The 21,760-nt window shown below is 48.8% G+C and carries 20 protein-coding genes; 13 read left to right on the top strand and 7 right to left on the bottom strand.

The features are described from left to right. Positions 1-141 precede the first annotated feature (141 nt). Complete coding sequence (locus tag VT06_RS01975; RefSeq protein ID WP_046552587.1) at positions 142-1,818, top strand: amidohydrolase; 1,677 nt, start codon at positions 142-144, stop codon at positions 1,816-1,818. An 87-nt stretch (positions 1,819-1,905) separates the two neighbouring features. Here the strand turns inward: VT06_RS01975 and VT06_RS01970 are convergent, their stop codons facing one another. Beyond that, on the bottom strand, positions 1,906-2,298 hold the full coding sequence (locus VT06_RS01970; protein ID WP_046552586.1) for an HPF/RaiA family ribosome-associated protein: 393 nt from the start codon (positions 2,296-2,298) through the stop codon (positions 1,906-1,908). Positions 2,299-2,506: 208 nt separating this feature from the next. Here VT06_RS01970 and VT06_RS01965 point away from each other — a divergent pair, with 208 nt between their 5' ends. The 6 genes from VT06_RS01965 (at position 2,507) to VT06_RS01940 (ending at position 10,023) form a co-directional block, all read left to right on the top strand. Beyond that, positions 2,507-3,265, top strand: a complete 759-nt coding sequence (locus VT06_RS01965) for an RNA methyltransferase (protein ID WP_046552585.1) — start codon at positions 2,507-2,509, stop codon at positions 3,263-3,265. 114 nt (positions 3,266-3,379) lie between these two features. Further along, the gene (gene cysM / locus VT06_RS01960; protein WP_046552584.1) at positions 3,380-4,264 is read left to right on the top strand and encodes a cysteine synthase CysM; all 885 of its coding nucleotides are present in this window, start codon (positions 3,380-3,382) and stop codon (positions 4,262-4,264) included. 113 nt (positions 4,265-4,377) lie between these two features. After that, entirely contained in the window at positions 4,378-5,691 is a 1,314-nt protein-coding gene (locus VT06_RS01955) for a porin (protein WP_046552583.1), read from the top strand. A 70-nt stretch (positions 5,692-5,761) separates the two neighbouring features. Continuing rightward, a complete protein-coding gene (locus VT06_RS01950) occupies positions 5,762-7,393 on the top strand; it encodes a BCCT family transporter (protein ID WP_046552582.1) in 1,632 nt (543 codons plus the stop codon). A 12-nt stretch (positions 7,394-7,405) separates the two neighbouring features. Continuing rightward, positions 7,406-9,271: a putative nucleotidyltransferase substrate binding domain-containing protein gene (locus VT06_RS01945; RefSeq protein WP_046552581.1), complete on the top strand. Its 1,866-nt coding sequence runs from the start codon at positions 7,406-7,408 to the stop codon at positions 9,269-9,271. An 8-nt stretch (positions 9,272-9,279) separates the two neighbouring features. Beyond that, on the top strand, positions 9,280-10,023 hold the full coding sequence (locus VT06_RS01940) for a 3'-5' exonuclease (RefSeq protein ID WP_046552580.1): 744 nt from the start codon (positions 9,280-9,282) through the stop codon (positions 10,021-10,023). Position 10,024: 1 nt separating this feature from the next. Here the strand turns inward: VT06_RS01940 and VT06_RS01935 are convergent, their stop codons facing one another. Next, positions 10,025-12,040, bottom strand: coding sequence for a PhoX family phosphatase (locus VT06_RS01935; protein ID WP_046552579.1), 2,016 nt, complete (start codon positions 12,038-12,040; stop codon positions 10,025-10,027). A gap of 214 nt (positions 12,041-12,254) precedes the next feature. On the opposite strand from VT06_RS01935, the gene VT06_RS01930 reads away from it, so the two are divergent. The 4 genes from VT06_RS01930 to VT06_RS01915 all read left to right on the top strand — a co-directional run bounded on the left by VT06_RS01930 (position 12,255) and on the right by VT06_RS01915 (position 15,822). After that, positions 12,255-12,719, top strand: a complete 465-nt coding sequence (locus tag VT06_RS01930) for a GNAT family N-acetyltransferase (RefSeq protein ID WP_046552578.1) — start codon at positions 12,255-12,257, stop codon at positions 12,717-12,719. 110 nt (positions 12,720-12,829) lie between these two features. Further along, positions 12,830-14,926 (top strand): TonB-dependent siderophore receptor, encoded by a 2,097-nt coding sequence (locus tag VT06_RS01925; protein WP_046552577.1) that lies wholly within the window; start codon positions 12,830-12,832, stop codon positions 14,924-14,926. 274 nt (positions 14,927-15,200) lie between these two features. Further along, positions 15,201-15,494, top strand: a complete 294-nt coding sequence (locus VT06_RS01920; RefSeq protein ID WP_046552576.1) for a Bor family protein — start codon at positions 15,201-15,203, stop codon at positions 15,492-15,494. Between the two features lie 37 nt (positions 15,495-15,531). Further along, a complete protein-coding gene (locus VT06_RS01915) occupies positions 15,532-15,822 on the top strand; it encodes a Bor/Iss family lipoprotein (RefSeq protein WP_046552744.1) in 291 nt (96 codons plus the stop codon). Between the two features lie 26 nt (positions 15,823-15,848). Here VT06_RS01915 and VT06_RS01910 read toward each other — a convergent pair whose 3' ends face one another. Next, positions 15,849-16,553, bottom strand: a complete 705-nt coding sequence (locus VT06_RS01910) for a 2OG-Fe(II) oxygenase (protein ID WP_046552575.1) — start codon at positions 16,551-16,553, stop codon at positions 15,849-15,851. 14 nt (positions 16,554-16,567) lie between these two features. Between VT06_RS01910 and VT06_RS01905 the strand changes: the two genes are divergently transcribed. Both VT06_RS01905 and ggt read left to right on the top strand, forming a co-directional pair. Further along, on the top strand, positions 16,568-16,972 hold the full coding sequence (locus VT06_RS01905; protein WP_046552574.1) for a thioesterase family protein: 405 nt from the start codon (positions 16,568-16,570) through the stop codon (positions 16,970-16,972). 83 nt (positions 16,973-17,055) lie between these two features. Then, entirely contained in the window at positions 17,056-18,783 is a 1,728-nt protein-coding gene (gene ggt, locus VT06_RS01900; RefSeq protein WP_046552573.1) for a gamma-glutamyltransferase, read from the top strand. Positions 18,784-18,792: 9 nt separating this feature from the next. Here the strand turns inward: ggt and VT06_RS01895 are convergent, their stop codons facing one another. The 4 genes from VT06_RS01895 to VT06_RS01880 are packed head-to-tail and all read right to left on the bottom strand — an operon-like array spanning position 18,793 to position 21,759. Continuing rightward, the gene (locus tag VT06_RS01895) at positions 18,793-19,368 is read right to left on the bottom strand and encodes an acyl-CoA thioesterase (RefSeq protein ID WP_046552743.1); all 576 of its coding nucleotides are present in this window, start codon (positions 19,366-19,368) and stop codon (positions 18,793-18,795) included. 42 nt (positions 19,369-19,410) lie between these two features. Next, a complete protein-coding gene (locus tag VT06_RS01890) occupies positions 19,411-19,761 on the bottom strand; it encodes a DUF2288 domain-containing protein (protein WP_046552572.1) in 351 nt (116 codons plus the stop codon). A 47-nt stretch (positions 19,762-19,808) separates the two neighbouring features. Then, positions 19,809-21,158, bottom strand: a complete 1,350-nt coding sequence (locus VT06_RS01885; RefSeq protein WP_046552571.1) for a sigma 54-interacting transcriptional regulator — start codon at positions 21,156-21,158, stop codon at positions 19,809-19,811. Then, a complete protein-coding gene (locus VT06_RS01880; RefSeq protein WP_046552570.1) occupies positions 21,145-21,759 on the bottom strand; it encodes a hypothetical protein in 615 nt (204 codons plus the stop codon). Before VT06_RS01880 ends, VT06_RS01885 begins: the two co-directional genes overlap by 14 nt. Between the last annotated feature and the right edge of the window lies 1 nt (position 21,760).

The raw sequence follows: 21,760 nt of genomic DNA, 5'->3' as shown, positions 1-21,760 counted from the left end.
CACTTTATTGCGCATTTCGCAGGAATTGTATTAACACCGGTATTTATCGCAGTGTACAGGGTAGCAGGCGCGACCGATATAAACCGGCTAATATTGCTGCTATAGTAATTGCCAGCTTATTGACAACATTAAAGGTTTTCGATGAAACATTTTAAATTCACTCTGCTGGCCAGCCTGCTTACGTCAGGTTTATTGGCAAGCACAGCAGCTACCGCCGAACCGGTATTGCTGCATAATATTAAAGGCTATGGCTTTAACGCTGAACGCGAGCTGGTCGCATTTTCGGTGTTGGCGTTTGATAATGCCAATGGCAAAGTACTGGCCCGCGGTGACAAAGCATTGCTGGCGCAATACCCTGATGCGCGACGGCTGGACGGTGCAGCTAAAACCCTGTTACCTGGTCTGATTGACGGCCATGGCCATATGCTGAGCTTAGGGGAGTATTTAAATCAGGCCGACTTGCGCGGTATAAACAGCGAACAAGCATCGGTTGCCGAAGTAGCCCGTTTTGCGGCTAGCCAGCCGCAAGCGGCGTGGGTTATTGGCCGCGGCTGGAACCAGGTATTGTGGGATAATAAGGCTTTTCCCAGCAAAAACTTGCTGGACGAAGCCGTTGCCAACCGGCCAGTTTGGCTGGTGCGGGTAGACGCGCATGCCGGCTGGGCTAACAGTAAAGCGCTGGCTGCAGCGGGGATCAGTAAAGAAACGCTTGACCCGCCGGGTGGTGAAATTATCCGTGACGCGCAAGGCAACCCAACCGGGGTGTTAATTGACAACGCGATGCAGCTAGTACAGCGCCGCATTCCAGCCCCCAGCCCTGACGATAAATTGGCGGCTCTGCAGCTCGCCTTTACGCACTTGTTAGCACTGGGCATTACCAGTATGCATGATGCCGGGGTAGACACCGCACTGGCCGATATTTACCAGCAACTGGCCGATAATAATCAGTTACCGCTGCGGCTGTATGCCATGTTATCGGCCAAGGATCCTGAACTGGGCCGTTGGCTGCAGCAAGGTATTGTTAACGATCCAGAAGATTGGCTAGATATTCGCTCAGTGAAAATATACGGTGATGGCGCGCTTGGTAGCCGCGGTGCTGCCTTACTGGCCGATTACAGTGATCAGCCAGGCCAGACCGGTTTACTGGTTACCCAACCAGATGCGCTGAGCCAAATAATGAAATTAACTATCGATGCTGGTTTTCAGGCTAATGTGCATGCCATCGGCGACCGGGCTAACCGCTTGGTATTAGATCGCTTTGAACTATTGGCCAACAATGAGCAGCGCTTAGCCGGACGCCACCGCATTGAACATGCCCAAATAGTCGCGCCAAACGATATTCCTCGTTTTAAAACGCTGAATGTGTTGCCATCGATGCAGGCTGTACATGCTACTTCAGATAAAAACATGGCTGGCGATCGGCTGGGCGTGGCGCGCCTACGTGGTGCTTATGCCTGGCGCAGCTTTATTGACCAGGGCAGCATTATTGTGGGCGGTTCCGACTTTCCGGTAGAACTGGCCAATCCGTTTCATGGCCTGCATGCCTCTGTTACCCGGCAAGATCAGCAAAATCAACCATCCGGTGGCTGGTTACCTGAGCAGCGTTTAAGCTTAACAGAAGCCTTGCGCTCATTTACCGTTGACGCCGCCTATGGCGCTTTTCAGGAAGATACACTGGGCACGCTAGCACCGGGAAGCTGGGCCGATTTTATTCTGGTCGATCAGGATATTTTCAATGTCGACCCCAGCCAGTTATGGCAGGTTCAAACTGAGCAAACCTGGGTAAACGGCAAAAAAGTCTATACCCGGGCTGATTAAGTGAAGTATAAGCGACTTGGTCATCCCCAACAAACAACGGCGCCTGAGGCGCCGCTGTTTTGTTCTAACCTTTTACTTTTAAGCTGTTTATAACTGCTGGGACTCCACTGCTTCAGGTTCAGCTACAACAGGTTCACTAAAATCAGGGCTGCCAGCACGGGTTTGTTTATCTCGCAATTTGCCAATTATAGAGCCAAGCTTACGCTGCAATTTATCGGCTGCACCTGATACCGCCTGCCCCACCGTGGCGGCATGTTCCGTTACAGTTACCGGATCTACTCCTTCCAGCCTGGCTTCAAGCAAACAACGCTTGTCATTCCCATCATGCTTGGTACTACCATTTTCATCGCTTAAATGCACTTCAACCCGGGTAATATGGTCGGCAAAACGGCTTAACTTACTTTGCAGCGCAGTAGTAACAAACTCTGCCAGCCGCTCGTCAGCCTGAATATTACGGTCACTGTTAATTTGAATTTGCATATGGTACTCCTGTTTTTCAACCCTTTAGCGGGATCTGTTGTGCTTATTGACCCCACAAACGCCTAAATGTTTCCGCCTGCTGTAACTTATTTGGTGACGATGCACTACACAGTCAAGGGCACCCCGGTAATTTGTTGTGGATAAAATCAGACAGCACGACAAAGTCTGGTTAAAATAGTCCTATTATTCATCAACTATTGCCAGCCGTATGATTAGTACTAAATGGACTAAGCTTATTAAATCGCTGCACCTGAAAAAATATCGCAAGTTCGAACAGCAATTTTTTGTTGAGGGCGAAAAAGCGGTATTAGAAGTACTGGCGTCTGGCTGGAATATACCGGCCCTGTTTGCCACCGATAACTTTTTGCAGCAGCAGCAGGCGGCGCTACAAGCGGCCGAACACTCCGTGCAACTGGTACAAGCCTGTAGTGCTACTGAACTGGTTAAAGTGGGCACCTTTAGTAGCAATGATGCCGCGCTGGCCGTGGTTGAAATGCCGCAATGGCCACTGTTTAGCAGCAACAGCTGCCAGTGGACTCTAGTGCTGGATAATATTAATGACCCAGGTAATTTGGGCAGTATTATTCGCATTGCCGACTGGTATGGTATTACCCATATTCTCTGCTCACCCGATACTGCCGATTGCTTTAACCCCAAGGTAATTGCAGCCGCTAAAGGCTCGTTCTTGCGGGTACAGTTACATTATTTGCCATTAGCAGAGCTATTAACCACTACCCGTGCGCCAGTGTATGGTGCCTATCTTGGCGGCGACAATGTGCATCAACTGAAACTGGCTAAGGCCGGCGGCTATATCGTGCTGGGGAATGAAGCCAATGGTATCAGCGCAGCAGTGGGCCAGCATATTAACCATAAAATTACCATCCCGGCCTTTGGTGGCGCAGAATCGCTCAATGTTGGCATGGCCGCCGCGATAATTTGCGATAATTTACTCAGGCTTAGCCAATAGTGGCTGCAACTAAATTGCTGTAGTAACTTATTGCCCGGTGTTTAAGCATTAACAGTGCGGCTGCTTTGGGCTACACTTGGCGCCATTATATTTTTAATTTAGCGGTAACTGCGTATGTCATTCCCAACAATAGCCAACTATGTTGGCAACACGCCTTTAGTGCGCTTGCAGCGAATGGCGAGCCATACCAACAGCGTAGTGCTGTGTAAGCTGGAAGGGAATAATCCGGCAGGCTCAGTAAAAGACCGGCCAGCACTTAACATGATAGTGCAGGCTGAACAACGTGGCGACATTAAACCGGGCGATCGGATTATTGAAGCCACCAGTGGTAATACCGGCATTGCTTTAGCCATGGCCGCGGCCATTAAAGGCTATGCCATGACACTGATTATGCCTGCCAATGCTACCGAAGAGCGCAAGGCCAGTATGCGTGCCTATGGCGCCGAACTGATTGAGGTAAGCAAAGAGCAAGGTATGGAAGGTGCACGTGATTTGGCCTTAAAAATGCAAACTGCCGGCCAGGGTATCGTGTTAGATCAGTTTAATAACGTTGATAATCCGGCGGCACATTACGCCAGTACCGGGCCGGAACTGTGGCAGCAAACCAACGGTAAAATCAGCCATTTTATCTCCAGCATGGGCACCACAGGTACCATTATGGGGGTATCACGTTATTTGAAAGAGCAAAATCCAGCTATCCAAATTATTGGCCTGCAACCGGCAGAAGGTGCCAGCATTCCAGGGATCCGGCGCTGGCCTGAAGCTTATTTACCCGGCTTCTTTGAAAAAGACCGGGTTGATCAGATCATCGACATTAGCCAGCAACAAGCAATCGATGCTATGCGGCAACTGGCAAAAGAAGAAGGTATCTTTGCCGGGGTAAGTTCCGGCGGTTCCGTGCATGCCGCCATAACACTGGCAGAGCAGCTGGATGATGCCGTTATTGTTGCTATTGTTTGTGACCGTGGTGACCGCTACTTATCAGCAGGGTTATTCTAAAAGCTGATTCAAGTAATTATTCACCACCCCCCTAATTTGGTGATATTGGCGATCTTTGCTATCCTGTAAGCTATTGCGTAAATTATAAATCCGCTAATTATTAAGGTTCGCTTATGAAAAGCCACTGCAGAATCGCCTTGATTGCTGCTGCTGGGTGTCTCGCTTTACCAGCAAGCTATGCCGCAACACCGTCTAACACCTCATCTGATACTTCTGAAATAAAACAGCAGCTTAGTCAATTAAAAGCACAAATTTCTGCACTAGAGACGCGTTTAGCGCAGCAAGAACAAGAACAAGCCGAACTAACGGCACAACAGGCTCAGTTAAGCACCATACGAGCTGCCGAGCAGGTAGAAAATGCCAGTAAAGACGGCATTACTGTTGGCGGTGCTATTCGAACCAACTACAGCCATACCTCTTACAGTGATGGCAATAAAAACCGCGGCGGCGATTTCGATTTTGATATTTTCCGGCTTAATTTACATGGCAGCATCGGCGATGTATTACTTAATGCTGAAATTCGCTTTTTTGATTATATGACCGCGGTTAAATACGCTTACGTTGGCTATCAGTTTAGCGAAGACTGGCAAGTACAAGCCGGCATTACTCAGGTGCCGTTTGGGAACTGGCCTTACAACTCTCATAATTACTTTTTTAGTACCAATTATTATCTGGGACTGGAAGATGATTACGACCTGGGTATTTTATTTAAACGCCAGCTCAGTGATAACTGGCAACTCGACTTAGCTTTTTTTAAAAATGACGAACTTGGTGGTGTCGATGGTTACGTAGGAAGCCGGGCTGATCGTTATTCCTATGATATTGTTGGCGCACGGCTTGATGGCGACGGCGTTTTTGACGATCCGGCGCAACCCTTGGGCGAATATAATACCTTTAGTGGCCGCTTTGGCTATCATCTTACGCAAGGCGAGCTGAAAACCGAACTGGGTATCTCGGCACTGGCCGGTAGCCTGCATAATGGCCAGACCAAGGCCGGTAACTACAACGCCTGGGCGCTACACAGCAATAGTTATTTCCATAATTGGAATCTGCAACTGCAATACAGTGAGTATCAGTATGATATTGATGGCGTAGAACGGATGGCTGTTGGCGCCTATGCGTTCTATGACTCTATTGCCGCCCAAGCAACCTCGGCTACGGTTAACCTTGCTTACAGCCTGCCAGTCGAATGGGGCCCGGTTACTGGCTTGCAGTTTTATAACAACTACGGACTGGTGTACGACAAGTCAGACAACAGCCGCGATACCATGATGAATGTGACCGGCGTTTCGGTTGCTGCCGGCGGTTTTTTTACTTATTTTGATCTGGTGCACGCTAAAAACCAACCCTTTGTTGGCGGCAGTGCCAGTGGTGACAGCACTGAAACCGAGCGTCGCTTTAATATTAATATTGGCTATTACTTTTAACGGCATTAGCGCCTTTTAAGGCCAATATCAGTGCTCTGCTGCCGGGCACATTAACCTGAAGGATATAATAATGACAACTGAAAAGGATCCGATGATCCCGGATGGCAAAGTTAATCCCATCGATACCGATTACCAGATAGGGCAGGATAACATCGTAATTAAGGTTGGCCCCTTTGGTCTGGATATTCATAACCGGGTGTTTGTTATTTCTGGCCTGGCCATCATCGTCTTTGTGCTGCTAACGCTTATTTTTCGTGAACAGGCCGCACCGCTGTTCGGTGACATGCGCGGCTGGCTTACCAGCAATCTTGACTGGTTTTTTATCAGTGCGGCCAACATTTTTGTTTTATTATGTTTAGTGTTAATTGTGTCACCGCTGGGTAAAGTTCGGCTGGGTGGCACAGAAGCGACGCCCGACTTTAGTTATATTGGCTGGTTTTCGATGCTTTTTGCTGCGGGTATGGGCATTGGCCTGATGTTTTACGGCGTATCGGAACCGCTGTCACATTTTAACAGTGCCTTTGCCGGTACCACTGTGGTAGATGGTGTGCGCACCGACTGGGCGCCTTTAGCGGGTGCTGCTGGCGATGCACTGGCGGCTGAGCGGCTGGGTATGGCAGCCACTATTTATCACTGGGCGCTACATCCTTGGGCAATTTATGCCATTTTGGCGCTGGGTTTAGCGCTGTTTTCCTTTAATAAAGGCCTGCCATTAACCATTCGTTCGGTATTTTATCCGCTACTCGGTGAGCGGATATGGGGTTGGCCCGGGCATATTATTGATATTCTGGCGGTGCTCGCCACCCTATTCGGCCTGGCGACCTCGCTTGGCTTGGGCGCATCGCAAGCCAGCGCCGGTTTACATTATCTGTTTAACTGGCCAGAAGGGGTAACTACCCAGATATTACTGGTGATCGGCATTACTATGATTGCCCTGTTGTCGGTTCTGGCTGGCCTGGAAGCCGGCGTAAAACGGCTATCAGAAATTAACATGACCCTGGCCGCTGTGTTGCTACTTTTTGTGATTATTGTTGGCCCCACTGTGGCCATTTTAACCGGTTTTTTTGCTAATTTAGGCGCGTATTTTCAGCATTTACCGGCGTTAGCCAACCCCTTTGGCCGGGAAGACGCAAACTTTTCCCAAGGCTGGACCGCCTTTTACTGGGCCTGGTGGATCAGCTGGTCGCCTTTTGTCGGTATGTTTATCGCCCGGGTGTCGCGCGGCCGTACGGTGCGGGAGTTTTTAATTTCAGTATTACTTATTCCATCGCTGGCCTGTGTATTGTGGATGACCGTATTTGGCGGTACCGCTATTAGTCAGGTGGTGCAAGATGGCTACATGGCAGCGGCAGAAGCCGCCTTACCGTTACAATTATTTACTATGCTTGACGCCTTACCACTGGCCGGTATTACCTCGTTTCTGGCAATTATTCTGGTAGTGGTGTTCTTTGTTACCTCGTCTGACTCTGGCTCATTAGTGATTGATACCATTGCCGCGGGGGGTAAAGTTAATGCGCCCACACCGCAGCGGGTATTCTGGTGCACCTTCGAAGGCTTAGTCGCTATAGCACTCATTTTGGGCGGTGGCTTAGTGGCATTGCAGGCAATGGCGGTATCAACTGGCTTCCCCTTTACCATAGTATTGTTAGCTTCTTGCGTGGCCGTGGTAAAAGGGCTGATGTCTGAACCTCGTGGCACGTAGCCGGACCCGTCAATGGAAATAGAGCAAATTGAAATACTGGCATTCTTGCAGCGGCATTCACCGTTTCAGGAACTGCCAGCTGAGCAACTGCATCAGGTAGCACTGAGTATTGATATTGGTTACTTTAAAGCCGGCACTACTATTTTACGCTTTAACGACCCGTTACATGCCTTGCACCTGATCCGTAGCGGCGCAGTAGAAACCTTTCGTCGTAATGGTGATTTGTACAACCGACTGAGTGAAGGCGGTATCTTTGGCGAGCAAGGCTTATTGCGTGGCGCTAAGGTACGTTTTCCGGCTACTGCACTGGAAGATACCCTGATTTACTTTATTCCGGGGGAAGTATTTCAGCAGCTGTTTGATGACAACGAGTTTTTTGCTGATTACGTTGAAGTCGGTGACAGTGAACGACGCAAAACAACCAAAGCCGCGCGCCAAGCTCAGTCTAATTTATTAAGTAGTACCGTCAGCTCTTTACTAAATCGCGAACCAGTTAGCATCGGTAGCAACGCCACTGTCTGGCAAGCGGCCGAGCTAATGACCGAACAAAATGTCTCATCGTTACTGATATTACACCACGCTAGCGAGCCTGCGCTTAACGGTACCCTGGCCGGTATTATTACCGACAAAGATATACGGGCACGGCTGGTTGCACCAGGCCTGAAATCAGAAACGCCGGTTATTGATATTATGTCGCCAGACCCGATAACTATTGACCAACAACAATATATTTTTGAAGCTATGACGTTGATGCTGCGTTACAACTTGCATCACTTACCGGTATTAAAACAGCGTCATCCCGTTGGGGTTATCGCTATTTCCGATATTATTCGCTACGAGTCACAACATAGCTTATTTGTTGTTAGCCGGATTTTTCGCCAACAAACGGTTGCTGAGTTGCAGGCACTCACAACTGATGTGCAAGCCTGTTTTGTGCGGATGGTAAACGAAGATGCCAACTCGCAAATGATTGGCAGTGCCATGGCGGCAATTGGCCGCAGTGTTAAACAACGCTTACTGGAACTGGCAGAGACGGCACTGGGACCACCACCGGTACCCTATTGTTTTTTGGCTTTAGGTTCGATGGCCCGCGATGAGCAGCTTATTCTAACGGATCAGGACAATGCGCTGATCTTAGATAACCGCTTTGAACCAGCCCTGCACGACAGCTACTTTCAGCAACTGGCGCAATTTGTTTCTGACGGACTAGCCGCCTGCGGTTACACTTATTGCACCGGCAAGATAATGGCGACTAATCCCGAATGGCGCCAGCCATTAACCGTATGGCAGCAGTATTTTAGAAGTTGGATAGAGCAGCCAACGGCAGAAAGGTTACTGCACAGCTCGATTTTTTTTGATATTGATGGTGTCTGGGGGCAAACCCAATGGGCTGAGCAACTGCAGCAACTGGTTAGCAGCACAGCCAGGCGCAAACCGCTGTTTTTAGCCAGCATGACCCGCAATGCGCTAAGCCGCACCCCGCCGCTGGGCTTTTTTAAAGACTTTGTAATGGAACAAGACGGCAAACATAATAATAGTTTAAACATAAAACGCCGCGGCACCGCGCCTTTTGTTGACTTGATACGTATTCACGCGTTGGCCATTGGATCTGAAGCCAGCAACTCGTTTAATCGCCTAAAAGATATTACCGATGCCGCCGTGCTGCCAAAAGGCCGCGCTGAAGACTTACGCGATGCCTTTGAAGTCATTGCCATGACCCGCATTCGTCATCAGGCCGCGGCACTGCAACAAGGGCTGGAACCGGACAATAATGTGCTGCCCGAGCAGCTATCCGAATTTGAGCGCAAACATTTAAAAGAAGCCTTTCAGGTGCTCAGTAATGCCCAGAAGTTCCTAAAGTTTCATTTTAAAGCCTGAGGTAAAACATGCTTTATCTGGGGCCGCAAAAAGCCAAAAAAACTGAAGATAACGCCATAAGTACAAACTGGCAGCAATACTATTTGCAGCAAGCGGCACAGCTGAAACAGCCGTTATTGCAACAGTTTTATGCTAAAGGCATGCTAGCAGGCCATACCCCGATCAGTCAGGTTCCGCTGGTGGCTATCGACTTTGAAACTACCGGTTTTAATCCCACCGATAATGGCATTGTCAGCATTGGTTTGGTGCCGTTTAATCTGCAATATATTGCTAGCTCCAAAGCGCGGCAATGGCTGTTAAAACCACGCTTTCAGTTAAGCGACGCTTCTGTAACGGTACACCGGATAACCCACTCAGAAATTAGTAATGCGCCCGACCTAAACAGTATACTACCCGAACTGTTGGCGCTGCTCGCGGGTAAGGTAGCAGTGGTGCATTATCGACAAATAGAGCGGCCATTCTTTAATGCTGCTATTACAGCCCGTCTGGGTGAAGGAATGCTGTTTCCGTTAATAGACACCTTAGAACTGGAAGCCCGGCTGCACCGGGCTAAGCCACTAAACTGGTGGGATAAAGTACGACGACGCCAGCACGTGTCAATTCGGCTGGATGCCAGCCGTAATCGATATAACCTGCCGCCGTACCAGCCACACCACGCTGTAACCGACGCTATTGCCAGTGCGGAATTACTGCAAGCACAAATTGCCCACAGATTCAGCCCAGACACGCCAGTTAGCGAATTATGGTGTTAACTTAACTACCGATAACACCACCATCATCTTTCGTAACAATAACGGTAGCCGAGCGTGGCCGGCTGTTGCCGCCATCTGGCCAGTTACTGGTGAAGTTATTAGGCTTAGAGCGATCACCAGGGTGCTGAATATTCACAAACAGCGTTTTCATATCAGGTGTGGCACTAATGCCAGTGACTTCACAATCGGTCGGCCCCACCAGAAAACGTTTAATTTGGCGGGTAACCGGATCGGCTACTAACATTTGGTTATTGCCATAAGGCCCTTCACCTTGCTGACTACCGCTCATGTCGGTTTGGATCCACAATAAACCATTTTTATCAAACCACAGACCATCCGGGCTGGCCAGATGATTGTCAGTCGTCAGGGTTAAATCAGTATTTGGCGTGACAGTACCCACATCACCCGCTAACAGAAAAATATCCCAGTCGAAGGCAGTGGCACTTTGGTTCTGTCGCTCGTTCCAACGAATAATATGACCAGTAACATTACGGGCACGCGGATTAGCAGCATCAATTTGCTCTTCGGTGCGGCGGCTGTTATTGGTTAGGGTAAAATACACTTCACCGGTGTCGGGATGCACTGCGCCCCACTCTGCACGATCCATCTTGGTCGCACCCAAGGCATCAGCCGCTAACCGGGTATTTAGCAATACATCTGCCTGATCCTCAAAGGTAACGCCTGCTGCAGCCACTTTGGCCGCAAAGTCAGTATTGTTGATATCTAATGGTAACCAGTCGCCGCTGCCATCATCATTAAAGCGAGCAACGTATAAGATGCCATCGTTTAACAGGTGGCCGCCGGCAGTGGTTTTAAAGTAAGGCGCACTTGAGACAAATTTATAAATATATTCAAAGCGCGAATCGTCACCAGAGTACAACACCAGTGGTTGGCCTTCTTCCAGTTTGCCAAAAATAATACCTTCGTGGCCAAAGCGGCCCAAGGCAGTGCGCTTTTGTGGCACGCTGTCGGGGTTAAATGGGTCAATCTCGACTATCCAGCCAAAGGTATTGGGTTCATTTCGGTAGTCAGCGCTGGCATCGGCGCCCACGGTGCTGGCATTAAAGCGCTGGTACTGATCAGCTGCGGGTGTAGCCGTTTCCCATAAGTACCGACCATTATTGCTGGATACGCCATAACGGCTGTGCTCCCGCGGTTGTGCGGCGTCGGTATTAACAAAATAACCGGCCCAATTTTCCTCACAGGTTAAGTAGGTGCCCCAGGGGGTAAAACCATTACCACAGTTATTTAAGGTACCCCGGGTGCGGCTGCCATCAGGGCTATATTTAGTCACTACTTTGGCACTGCCGCGCACCGGACCAGCCAATTCCATTGGCGTGGCACCGGTAATACGCCGATTAAACGGACTATTGTTTACCAGCGCCCAGCTACCATCGGCTTGCTGCTGAATATGCGCAACGGATACACCGTGTGCCGCTATCTCTTTACGTGCTTCATCGGCAATACGCGGTACGGTAGTAATACCATTGGTATGCACCAGATTATTGTCGATATACTCGTGATTAAAAACCAGCAAGCCTTCGGTTGAGCTCTCGCCACTGCTGCGGGCATCAATTGGGAAAAAATGCATGCCATCATGGTGCATGCCAACCTGCTGCTCTTGTTCGCCACCGCTATTACTGGCATCAGCTAAAAAAGCCGGATAACTGCCGGTTAATGGCGTACCCCAGGGTAAAAAAGCGCGAGCAGTATAGCCTGCGGGCACCACAATACCATCGGTGCGGCCGGTAGCTACCGCCGCAAAACCCAGCAGCGGCGCAGTGCCTGCAACGGGTGGCGGGATAAGGGCAGCTAGCTCACCGTCATCACTGCTGCTACAACCCACCAGTGAACCGCCAATAAAAGCTACAACAGCAGCACCAACGCTACCCTTTAAGAAATTACGTCGCGCCATGCGGCTATCGACAATAGCGGCAAAAGTAGGGTTAAGTGAAAAGTTGGTTTGTGGGTCCAAACCCGAGTTATCGATGCTAACGTGGTTATTTTTGTCTGACATTTTTCTACTCCACAAAAAGGCGAATAATTAGGCCCTGTCATTACAGCGTGGTTTGATGTCAGTTTAGTTACAATAAAATAGCATTTTTATGATAATTATCGCGTGTTTAAGTAAGCTTACGCCGCGTGTGCCACTGGCGAAACAACGGTTGCCTCTGATATAGTTCCGCAACAGCATTAATGTCAAACTAACGAAACTACAGGGAACCAAGCTTATGCAATGGCAAGTACAAACCTTTGCCGAACTGGACACATTGACCTTATATTCGTTATTACAGTTAAGGGTAGACGTGTTTGTAGTAGAGCAAAATTGCCCCTATCCAGAGCTTGATGATAAGGATCTGCATCCGCAAACCCGTCACGTTATCCTTAAAAAAGGTGACAAAGTTATTGCCTATTCAAGGGTACTGGCACCCGGCGTTAGCTTTGAAGGTTTTCCGGGTATTGGCCGGGTTTGTGTATCACAAACAGCCCGCAGGCTAGGCCTTGGCCGGGTGTTAATGGACAGAACGCTGGATGTCACTGAACAATACTGGCCAAAAAGTGACATACACATCTCTGCCCAGTGCTATTTACAGCAGTTTTATCAGGAATCAGGCTTTAAAAGCGCCAGTGAGCCTTATCTGGAAGACGATATTCCGCATTTAAAAATGATTAAACCGGTTAGCCAAAACCGTTAACCGGCATTAGCGGTAACACCTCAGACAAATACAATAATGATATTGATTCGCATTTACATCCGTGTTCTAATTACGCCGTTGCAATTTGCCTAATTTTAAACGGAGTTGTTATGCGCAGTACCTTATTACAGCAGAATACATTATCACCGGTGGCGCTGGCTGTCGCGCTGGCTTGCCTATCACTTAATGCCGTTGCTCAGCAACCCAGCACCACCGCAAACGCTAGCGAAACGCAAAAAAGTATTATGCCGGCACTGGAAGTTATCCGGGTAGTTGGCTCTGCTACACCCGTGTTATTGGAACAAACCGGCACCGTTGTGCTGATTAACCGTAAACAAATTGAACAAATTCAGCCGTTGTCTACCGAAGATATCCTACGCCGTATTCCGGGTGTTAATATTAAAAGTGAAGAAGAAACCGCCATAGTTGCCAACGTTGGTATTCGCGGCTTATCGGCCAGCGAGTCAAAATCGCTGATGCTGGAAGACGGGGTACCGGTTGCGCCGGGTTTATTTGTCGGCAACGACCGTTACTTTAACCCACGCATACAGCGCGTTGAACAAATTGAAGTATTAAAAGGCTCTGCCTCATTACGTTACGGCCCGTCTACCATTGGCGGCGTGGTGAATTACCAGACCAAAACCCCGGATGACGGTGTTACTGTTACCGGCCGGGCTGGCTCGTTTAATTTGCAGGAAGTTAGTGTTGAAGCCGGTGGCAAAAGTGCCTCAGGCGATGCCTTTGCCGGCATTGTAGCCACCCATGCCAGCAGTGATGGTTTTATGGATAAAGACTATAAGATGACCGATGTGATGGCCAAGGCCGGGGTTATTTTTAGTAACAACCAGAAACTGGGTCTTAAAATATCGCGCTATGAAAACGATGCCAATATTTCCTATCGCGGCTTACTTCTGGCAGATTATCAAGCCGGTGCCAACTATAACCCGGCACCCGATGATTACTTTTTAACCGACCGTACTGCTTTTGATATTAACCACGAGTGGACACTTTCAAATCAGGCTACCCTGAAAACGCTGCTGTACTGGAGCGAAATGAGCCGCGATTATTGGCGTTACAATGTTGATACAGCCGCATCAACTAATGCCGGGCGTTGGGTCTATACCGATGCATTAACCGGTAATAACCGCTCGTTTGACCGGGTAGGCATTGAGACCCGCTTAACAGTAGACCACAACCTGCTGGGCCTTTTGGCTAACAGTGAATTTGGCCTGCGATTTATGCAAGAAGAAGCCAACGATACCCGCATTCGGGCAGTGCGCAGTAGTGATCGTACCGGGTTAAATGACCGGCACCGGATAGATTCTGCCGACAGTGTAGCCGCTTATGCCCAAAGCCGGCTTGAGCTGAATGACCGCTTTGCTATAACGCCGGGCTTACGGGTTGAATCCTATGAGCAAACACGCCTGGTGCTCTCAAATGGCAATGCGACAGCTAAAACCAGCAATACCGAGTTTTTACCCGGAGTTGGCGCCACTTATAACCTGAGCGACTCTGCCCAGTTATACGGTGGCGTGTATCGTGCTTTCTCGCCAGCTTCAAATGGCGTGGCGCTGGACGGCCTGACCGATCAGCAACTGGATGGCGAGCGTTCCACTAATTTTGAGCTGGGCCTGCGCGGTAAACAGGGGCAGCTACGTTACGAAGTTGCTGCCTTTGTAATGGATTTTAGCAATCAGGTGGTAACTGGTAACAGCGACCCGAATTTATCGCAATCTAACGCTGGTGCTACCGAGCATAGCGGCATGGAATTTATGCTGGGTTATCAGCTAGCTGGCGGTTTTAGTATCGACAGCAATGCTACCTGGGTGCCAACCTCAGAGTTTAAAAGTGGCGATAACCAAGGCAACCGCTTGCCTTACGCGCCGAAAATTATTGCTAACCTAGCGCTGAACTACCAGCTGGAGCAATTAAGCGCCGCATTAAGCGCGCACCACCGCGGTGAGCAATATGGCAATGGCGACAACACCGTAGCTATTCCGACCAATGCGGCCGGCGGTATCTGGGGTGGTTTGCTGCCCTCCTACACCGTGCTGGATTTAACCGCACAATATAACCTAGCCGACAATGTCCGCCTATTTGCTGCGGTGAAAAACCTGACCGACAAACGCTATATCACCGGCTTACGCCAGGGTATTTATGTCGGGCCAGAGCGCGCATTTGAGCTGGGCCTAAGCTACAGCTTTTAAGCTGACGGTTACCACAAAAAGCCTCTGCACTTCAGAGGCTTTTTTGTTAACTTTATGAGATGTATTAGATCGAGACACTCAGAAAAGTCTAACTACGTTCTCCACCTAATAGTGTTGTAAATTCGTAGAATACCCAGTAAGTTACGCCAGCCTGTAAAAACACAATCAATTTATACGCATAGTGATTGCTAATTTATAGTGGGCTAAGCGTTGCCTAAATTAACATCTAAAATTTGAAATAATTAACATTTAACTTTATTAAAAAGGCTAACAAATGAAGAAAACAATAACGTGCCTTCTCACAACAACATTATTAATCGGAGGCTGTTCTACAGTAACAATTCAACCCAAACAAGTTCCTAAAGATACGTCAGTTCCGTCTTACCAAAAAACCGAACATTTTTATCTCTGGGGTTTAGTCGGGGAAAAGCATGTGGATGTTAAGAATATCTGTGGCAGCAAATCCGTAAGACAAATGCAAACGCAGCAGACATTTATAAACGGGCTTGCAGCTTCAGTGACCCTGGGTATCTATGCACCCCACACAGTAAAAGTATGGTGTGATTAAAAAATTTGACGATCAAACTAAAATTAAGAGAATTTATATGAAAATTTGTATTTTTTTTATTGCACTTCTATCGTCTGGGTGTTCAACAATCCATTTTAAAAACGGTACAGATGTTGCGGTGAACAGTGAAACTGAAAAGTGGCATCACAACGTTGCTTTAGCATTATTTGAAGTATCAGAACCCGTTAACTTGCAACAAGAGTGTGCAGATAGGGACTGGTCAACCGTCACCACAGAACTCACTTTTTTAAACGGTTTAGCCAGTGGTGCAGTAAATCTTGTCGCCCCTATCTGGTATCCAAAAACAGTTAGCGTTTCATGCCAATAGCCGCGTAATCTTCCGCAACCTGTTAATTAACTTTGTGCCGGGCCATACAATTGCTCGGCGCGATTAAATAAGATCCAGCTGGTTAAAATATATTTATCGTTTGATACCGGCGTACAACCGCGGTGGGTGTGAGTAAAGTAAGCTGGTGCAATGACCATGCGGCCAGCGTTGGGTTGAATTGCTTTGTCCTGATAGTAAAATTCAGTTTGGCCTCCCTCGTCAACGTCATTTAAATAAAACATAAACAACAAGGTACGGTGCAAGGGCTCGTTTTGTGGCAACTGCGGATAAACCTCACAATGCCAATAGTTATAGTTACCCTTTCCCGCCTGATACTTTTGCGCCTGTATCGGCCCTAAGCGGTATAACGTGCGCATAAAGTCACTGGCTTTCGGCGCCCCAAACTCAGCATAATTCTCATGGGTAATAGGCAGTGGCTGGCCGGTTTCTGGGTGGCTTACCGTTAAGCCTACCGGCGCTATTAATGCAAAATGATACTTGGCAAAGTATTTGGCCGCATAATGGCTGGTAACATCAACAATCTGCTGTAAAGCAGCCTGATATTCCGGATGCTGGTTTAAATATAAGTCAGTACTGATTTTTTTACTGGTGTCTACTCCAGCCCCAGTGCGGCCAGGCACCAGATGCTTGCTAGTGTCAAAAAGTGTGATTAGCTGTTGGCAAAACGCCGGGCTTAACGCATTATCGTACACCTCAATAAAGTCTGTCATGAGTATCCTTGGTTATGTTTAGCGAAGTAATACAGCCCCGTTTTTCTGAAACCGATGCCCTAGGGCATATTAATAACACCGTATTTGCGGTGTGGTTTGAAGGGGCACGCACTGCTGTTTTCCGCATTTTTACCCCAGAACTTAACTTAACGCAATGGCCACTGATTATTGCCAAGGTAACTATCGACTACCATGCTCAAACGCAGTATGGCCAGCCGGTAGAAATTAAAACCTTTATTAGCCGTATTGGCGGCAGTTCGTTCGATGTGCTGCAACAAGCCTGGCAAAATGGTGTTAAATGCGCCACAGGCACTACCGTAATGGTGCAGTTTAGCTATCAGCAACAACAGGCTGTAGTATTAACGGCGCAACAAAAATTAGCATTGTCAGACCATTTGCCGCCATCGGCTGACCGATAACCAACCGCCGTTGGTCGAAACAGACTGGTAATTTGCTGCGCCAGCCGCTAGCGTGGCGTTAACAATAATTAAGGTAACGCATTATGAAATTTCGCTATTCGCTCCGTTTGCTCGCCAGCGCCACTTTGCTGGCAAGCTGTGCCAGTACCGCTTATGATCGGGTTACCGGCCACGATTTTGCCAGCCGGTCTGAAGTTATTGCCCAGCATGCCATGGCAGCCACCAGCCATCCGCTAGCCACCCAAATTGCCCTGGATGTGATGAAACAAGGTGGCAACGCCATTGATGCCGCTATTGCGGCCAATGCGGCGCTGGGTTTAATGGAGCCGACGGGTAATGGTATTGGTGGCGATTTATACGCCATTGTCTGGGACGCCAAAACAGCCAAACTGCATGGCTTAAACGGTTCAGGCCGCTCCCCCCTTAGTTTAAGCTATGACATGCTGGCCAACGAACTAAAAAAACTGGGCCGCACCGATTTACCCCCACATGGCATGTTGCCTATTAGTGTACCTGGTGCAGTAGATGGCTGGTTTGAGCTACATAATAAATTTGGCAAGTTGGATATGGCCACCATTTTACAACCGGCCATTAACTATGCCGAACAAGGTTTTCCGGTTACCGAACTTATTGCCTATTACTGGAACCGCTCAGTACCGCTGTTAAGCCCGCAACCTGGTGATTTTAAAGGCACCTTTACTATTGATGGTAAAGCGCCGGCCAAGGGCCAAATCTTTAAAAACCCGGGCTTAGCCAATACCTACAAAGCACTGGCAAAGGGCGGCCGCGATGCCTTTTACAAAGGTGATATTGCGGTGCAAACCGACCGTTTTATGCGGGATAACGGCGGCTATCTGCGCTATGCCGATTTTGCCAACCATCGCTCTACCTGGGTTGAGCCGGCAGGCGTTGACTACAAGGGCTACACCTTGTGGGAGCTGCCACCGAATGGCCAGGGTATTGCCGCACTGCAAATGCTACAAATTCTGAAAAATTTCGATTTAAAAGCCATGGGGTTTAATAGCCCGGCCAGTATTCATACCATGGTAGAAGCAAAGAAACTGGCGTTTGAAGACAGGGCCAAGTTTTATGCTGATCAAGACTTTCATAAAACACCGCTAAAGGGTCTGATTTCAGCCGAATATGGCGCTGAACGGGCCAAACTGATTGGTGACAGAGCCGCCCGCCGGGTTGATGCCGGTAACCCCAATTTATATGAAGGCGATACCATTTACATGACCACCGCCGACAAAGACGGCAATATGGTGTCATTAATTCAAAGCAATTATCGTGGTATGGGCTCTGGCGTAGTGGTCCCGGGACTGGGCTTTGTCTTTCAAGACCGCGGCCAGCTGTTCTCCATGGATAAAAACCATGCCAATGTGTACCAGCCAGGCAAGCGGCCATTTAATACTATTATTCCGGCTTTTATTACTAAAGACGGCAAGCCACTGATTAGCTACGGTGTTATGGGCGGCGCGATGCAACCGCAAGGCCATGTGCAAATTTTAGTCAATATGGTGGATTATGGTATGAACCTGCAGGAAGCCGGCGATGCAGCACGTTGGCAACACTTGGGTAATACCGAGCCAACCGATGGCCAGGACGCTTATTTAACCAATGGCGGCTACATTGAAGTTGAACGCGGCATTCCCTACAGCACCGTGCGCGAACTAATGGGTAAAGGCCACGACATTCGCTATGGCTTAGGTGGCTTTGGCGGCTACCAAGCCATTATGAAAGACCACGTTAACGGTACGTATATTGGCGCCTCTGAGTCACGTAAAGATGGCCAGGTGGCAGGTTACTAGGCCTTAAACCTAAACACCCGCCATATCGACATTAACATCGGTGTGTTCGCTGGCCATCAAAGCCAGCGCCTGGTTTAAATCGCCGCCAAAAGGCTCGGCGGCAATGCGTTGCTTGCGTGCATTGATCCGCTCTGCGGCTTTTAAATAACGCATTACTTGCTCGCGATTGGTTAATTGTAACCTTGGCACCGGCATAGTGGCGCCACTGGTGTCTTTGGCGATCATGGTAAAGTAAGAAGAATTACAATGCTTTACCTCGCCAGTTTGAATATTCTGCGCATCTACCCGAATACCGACCATCATCGACGTGTTGCCAACATAGTTTACCGACGCCTTTAAGGTGATGAGCTCGCCTACTTCAATCGGGTTTAAAAAATCAACCCTGTCTACCGAGGCAGTAACACAATAACTGCCACTGAATTTAGAGGCGCTGGCAAAGGCAATTTGATCCATCAGCGACAACAAATGGCCGCCATGAATTTTACCGCTAAAATTAGAATGTGTCGGCAGCATCAGCTGCGATAAGGTAATTTCTGAACTGGTAACGGTTCTAAACTGTTGCGCCGTTTTAAACACTGTCGCCATTTTTTGCCCTGTCATAAAAAGAAAAGCCTTATATTAGCCGGGTTAATGACACTGTGCCGGTTTATCCTGCACCAGTACCCAGGGCGAAATGACCACGGCCCACAACTCGGTATTATTATCAAACCATTGCTGTGCTTGCTGCTCAGTAGTGCGTTCAACCGCACCGCTGGCTAACCAGTCTGCTACCTGCGTTTTATTATCGGCACTAAAGGCATAGGCAACAGTAACTAAATCGTGCGCCGCGCTGACACTAACAACTGAGCCGGCGGCATAAAACTTTTGTAATTGCGGCCAGTTAATACGCGCCGTTTCACTGATAATTTTCGCTTTAATCAGCTCGGGGCTTTCGGCATCTTCAGCCAGGTAGGCATCGGCAGGCGTTATTGCACTCATGGCAGACTCCATTGTCGAAAAAGGCCAGCGTAATGTAAATGTGGGTGTTATTCCAGCTCTTCCGTGTCACTAGCGACTTGTGCGGCACTCAATTCATGTTTTTTTAATAGCTTATAAAAATCGGTACGGTTGCGCCCGGCCAGCTCGGCTGCCCGGGTGACATTACCTTCTGTCATTTTTAGCACCCGCACCAAATACTGACATTCGAACTGATCCCGAGCATCGGTTAACGTTGGCCAATAGCGGGTATTTTGTGACAATGCTTGCTCTACCAGGCTTCGATTAATGACCGGGCTTTGGGTAAGAGCAACGCATTGTTCTACCACATTAACCAGTTGTCGCACATTGCCGGGCCATTTTGCCGTGGCCAGTGTTTGCAACGCATCATCAGCAAAGCGGGTAACTTTAACATTATGGCGCTCGGCACTAAGTGCCAGTACATGCCGGGCTAACAGTGGAATATCCTCAGGCCGCTGTTCCAGCCCGGGCAAGTGCAAATTAACGACATTTAAACGATAGTATAAATCTTCCCGAAAACTGCCATCAGCCATCGCTTGTTGTAAATCACGGTGAGTAGCCGACAGTAGCCGCACATTAATGGCAATGGTCTTGCTACTGCCTACCGGACGAATTTGCCGCTCTTGTAGCGCCCGTAGCAATTTAACCTGTAATGCCACCGGCATATCGCCAATTTCATCTAAAAACAGTGTGCCGCCGTCGGCTTCGCGAAATAAACCACCATGTTCTGACACGGCACCGGTAAACGCCCCCTTGCTGTGGCCAAACAATTCCGACTCCAGCAAATGTTCGGGTAAGGCACCACAGTTTATGGCGACAAAATTTTTGCCATTACGTGGACTGGCTTTATGAATAGCTTTGGCCAGTAGTTCTTTACCGGTACCACTGGCGCCGGTAATTAGCACACTGACATCGCGCTGCGCTACCCGATACGCTTGCTCTAGCAACGCCGCCATTAACGGGCTGCGACTGACAATTTCTTCGCGCCAGTCGGCTTGCTCGGGCACCGACTGGTGCACCGCCTGGGTCAAAATATCGCGCAGTTCAATATTATTCAGTGGCTTGGTTAAAAAGCCAAATACCCCGCGCTGCGTAGCCGCTACAGCTTCCGGGATAGAGCCATGGGCGGTCATCAATACGACCGGCAGGCCCTGATAGCGCTTGGCAATTTCATCAAACAGGCTCATACCATCCAAACCTGGCATACGCAGATCACTTAGCACCACATCAACACTTTGTTTGGTTAAAAGGGTTAGCGCCGTTTCAGCACAATCGGCGCTGATCACCTGATAGCCCTCGCCTTCAAGGCGCAGGGTTAATAACCTTAGTAAGCTGGGATCATCATCTACCAGCAGTAAACGTGGTTTAGGGTCGGCCATTATTACCCCCGTTAATACTTTGATTAAGCTGAGCTTCTATTTGGGTTAACGCATCAATTTTTTTCTGCAGATCTTTATTAATTTTTTGCAACCGTTCAATGTTTTCCTGTTGCTGGGCATTTAGCCGGGTAAGGGCACTGACTGCCGACTCGGTTTCCAACAATTTCTGATTAAAGGTTAAGTCCCAGCTAATTAACGCTGCCAAGCCGGGCGGTAGCGCGGCAATTTGTTCGGCCAACTTCATTTGTATACGTAACCGGGTTAAATAAGGCGTGTCCGGATGCAGTTGTAGCATAACGCGCTGCAGCATTTGCACCGGATCGGGCTCGACTAACTCCGCTAATGACTCACGCCACAACGAGCGGTCGTCTAGTAGACTGGCACGGTAATTCACCCAAGCTTGCAAGTTCGCCACATCGTCATTCAGACTAAGCGACACATCTTGCAATAACGGTGCGGTGGTATCAGGTAACGTTGGCTCTGTTGTTTCACTCAGCTCAGGCTCTGCGGTGGGCAGCAATGGTTGCTTATTTAACAACTGGCACCCTGACAACGACACCAGTAACAATAACATCGGCGGCAATATCAGCAATCGTCTCATT

The sequence above is a fragment of the Arsukibacterium sp. MJ3 genome (assembly GCF_000987765.1).
Classification (GTDB): Bacteria; Pseudomonadota; Gammaproteobacteria; order Enterobacterales; family Alteromonadaceae; genus Alishewanella.
Note: the sequence above shows the minus strand (reverse complement) of the source record. Positions and strands in the feature narration are given on the sequence as shown.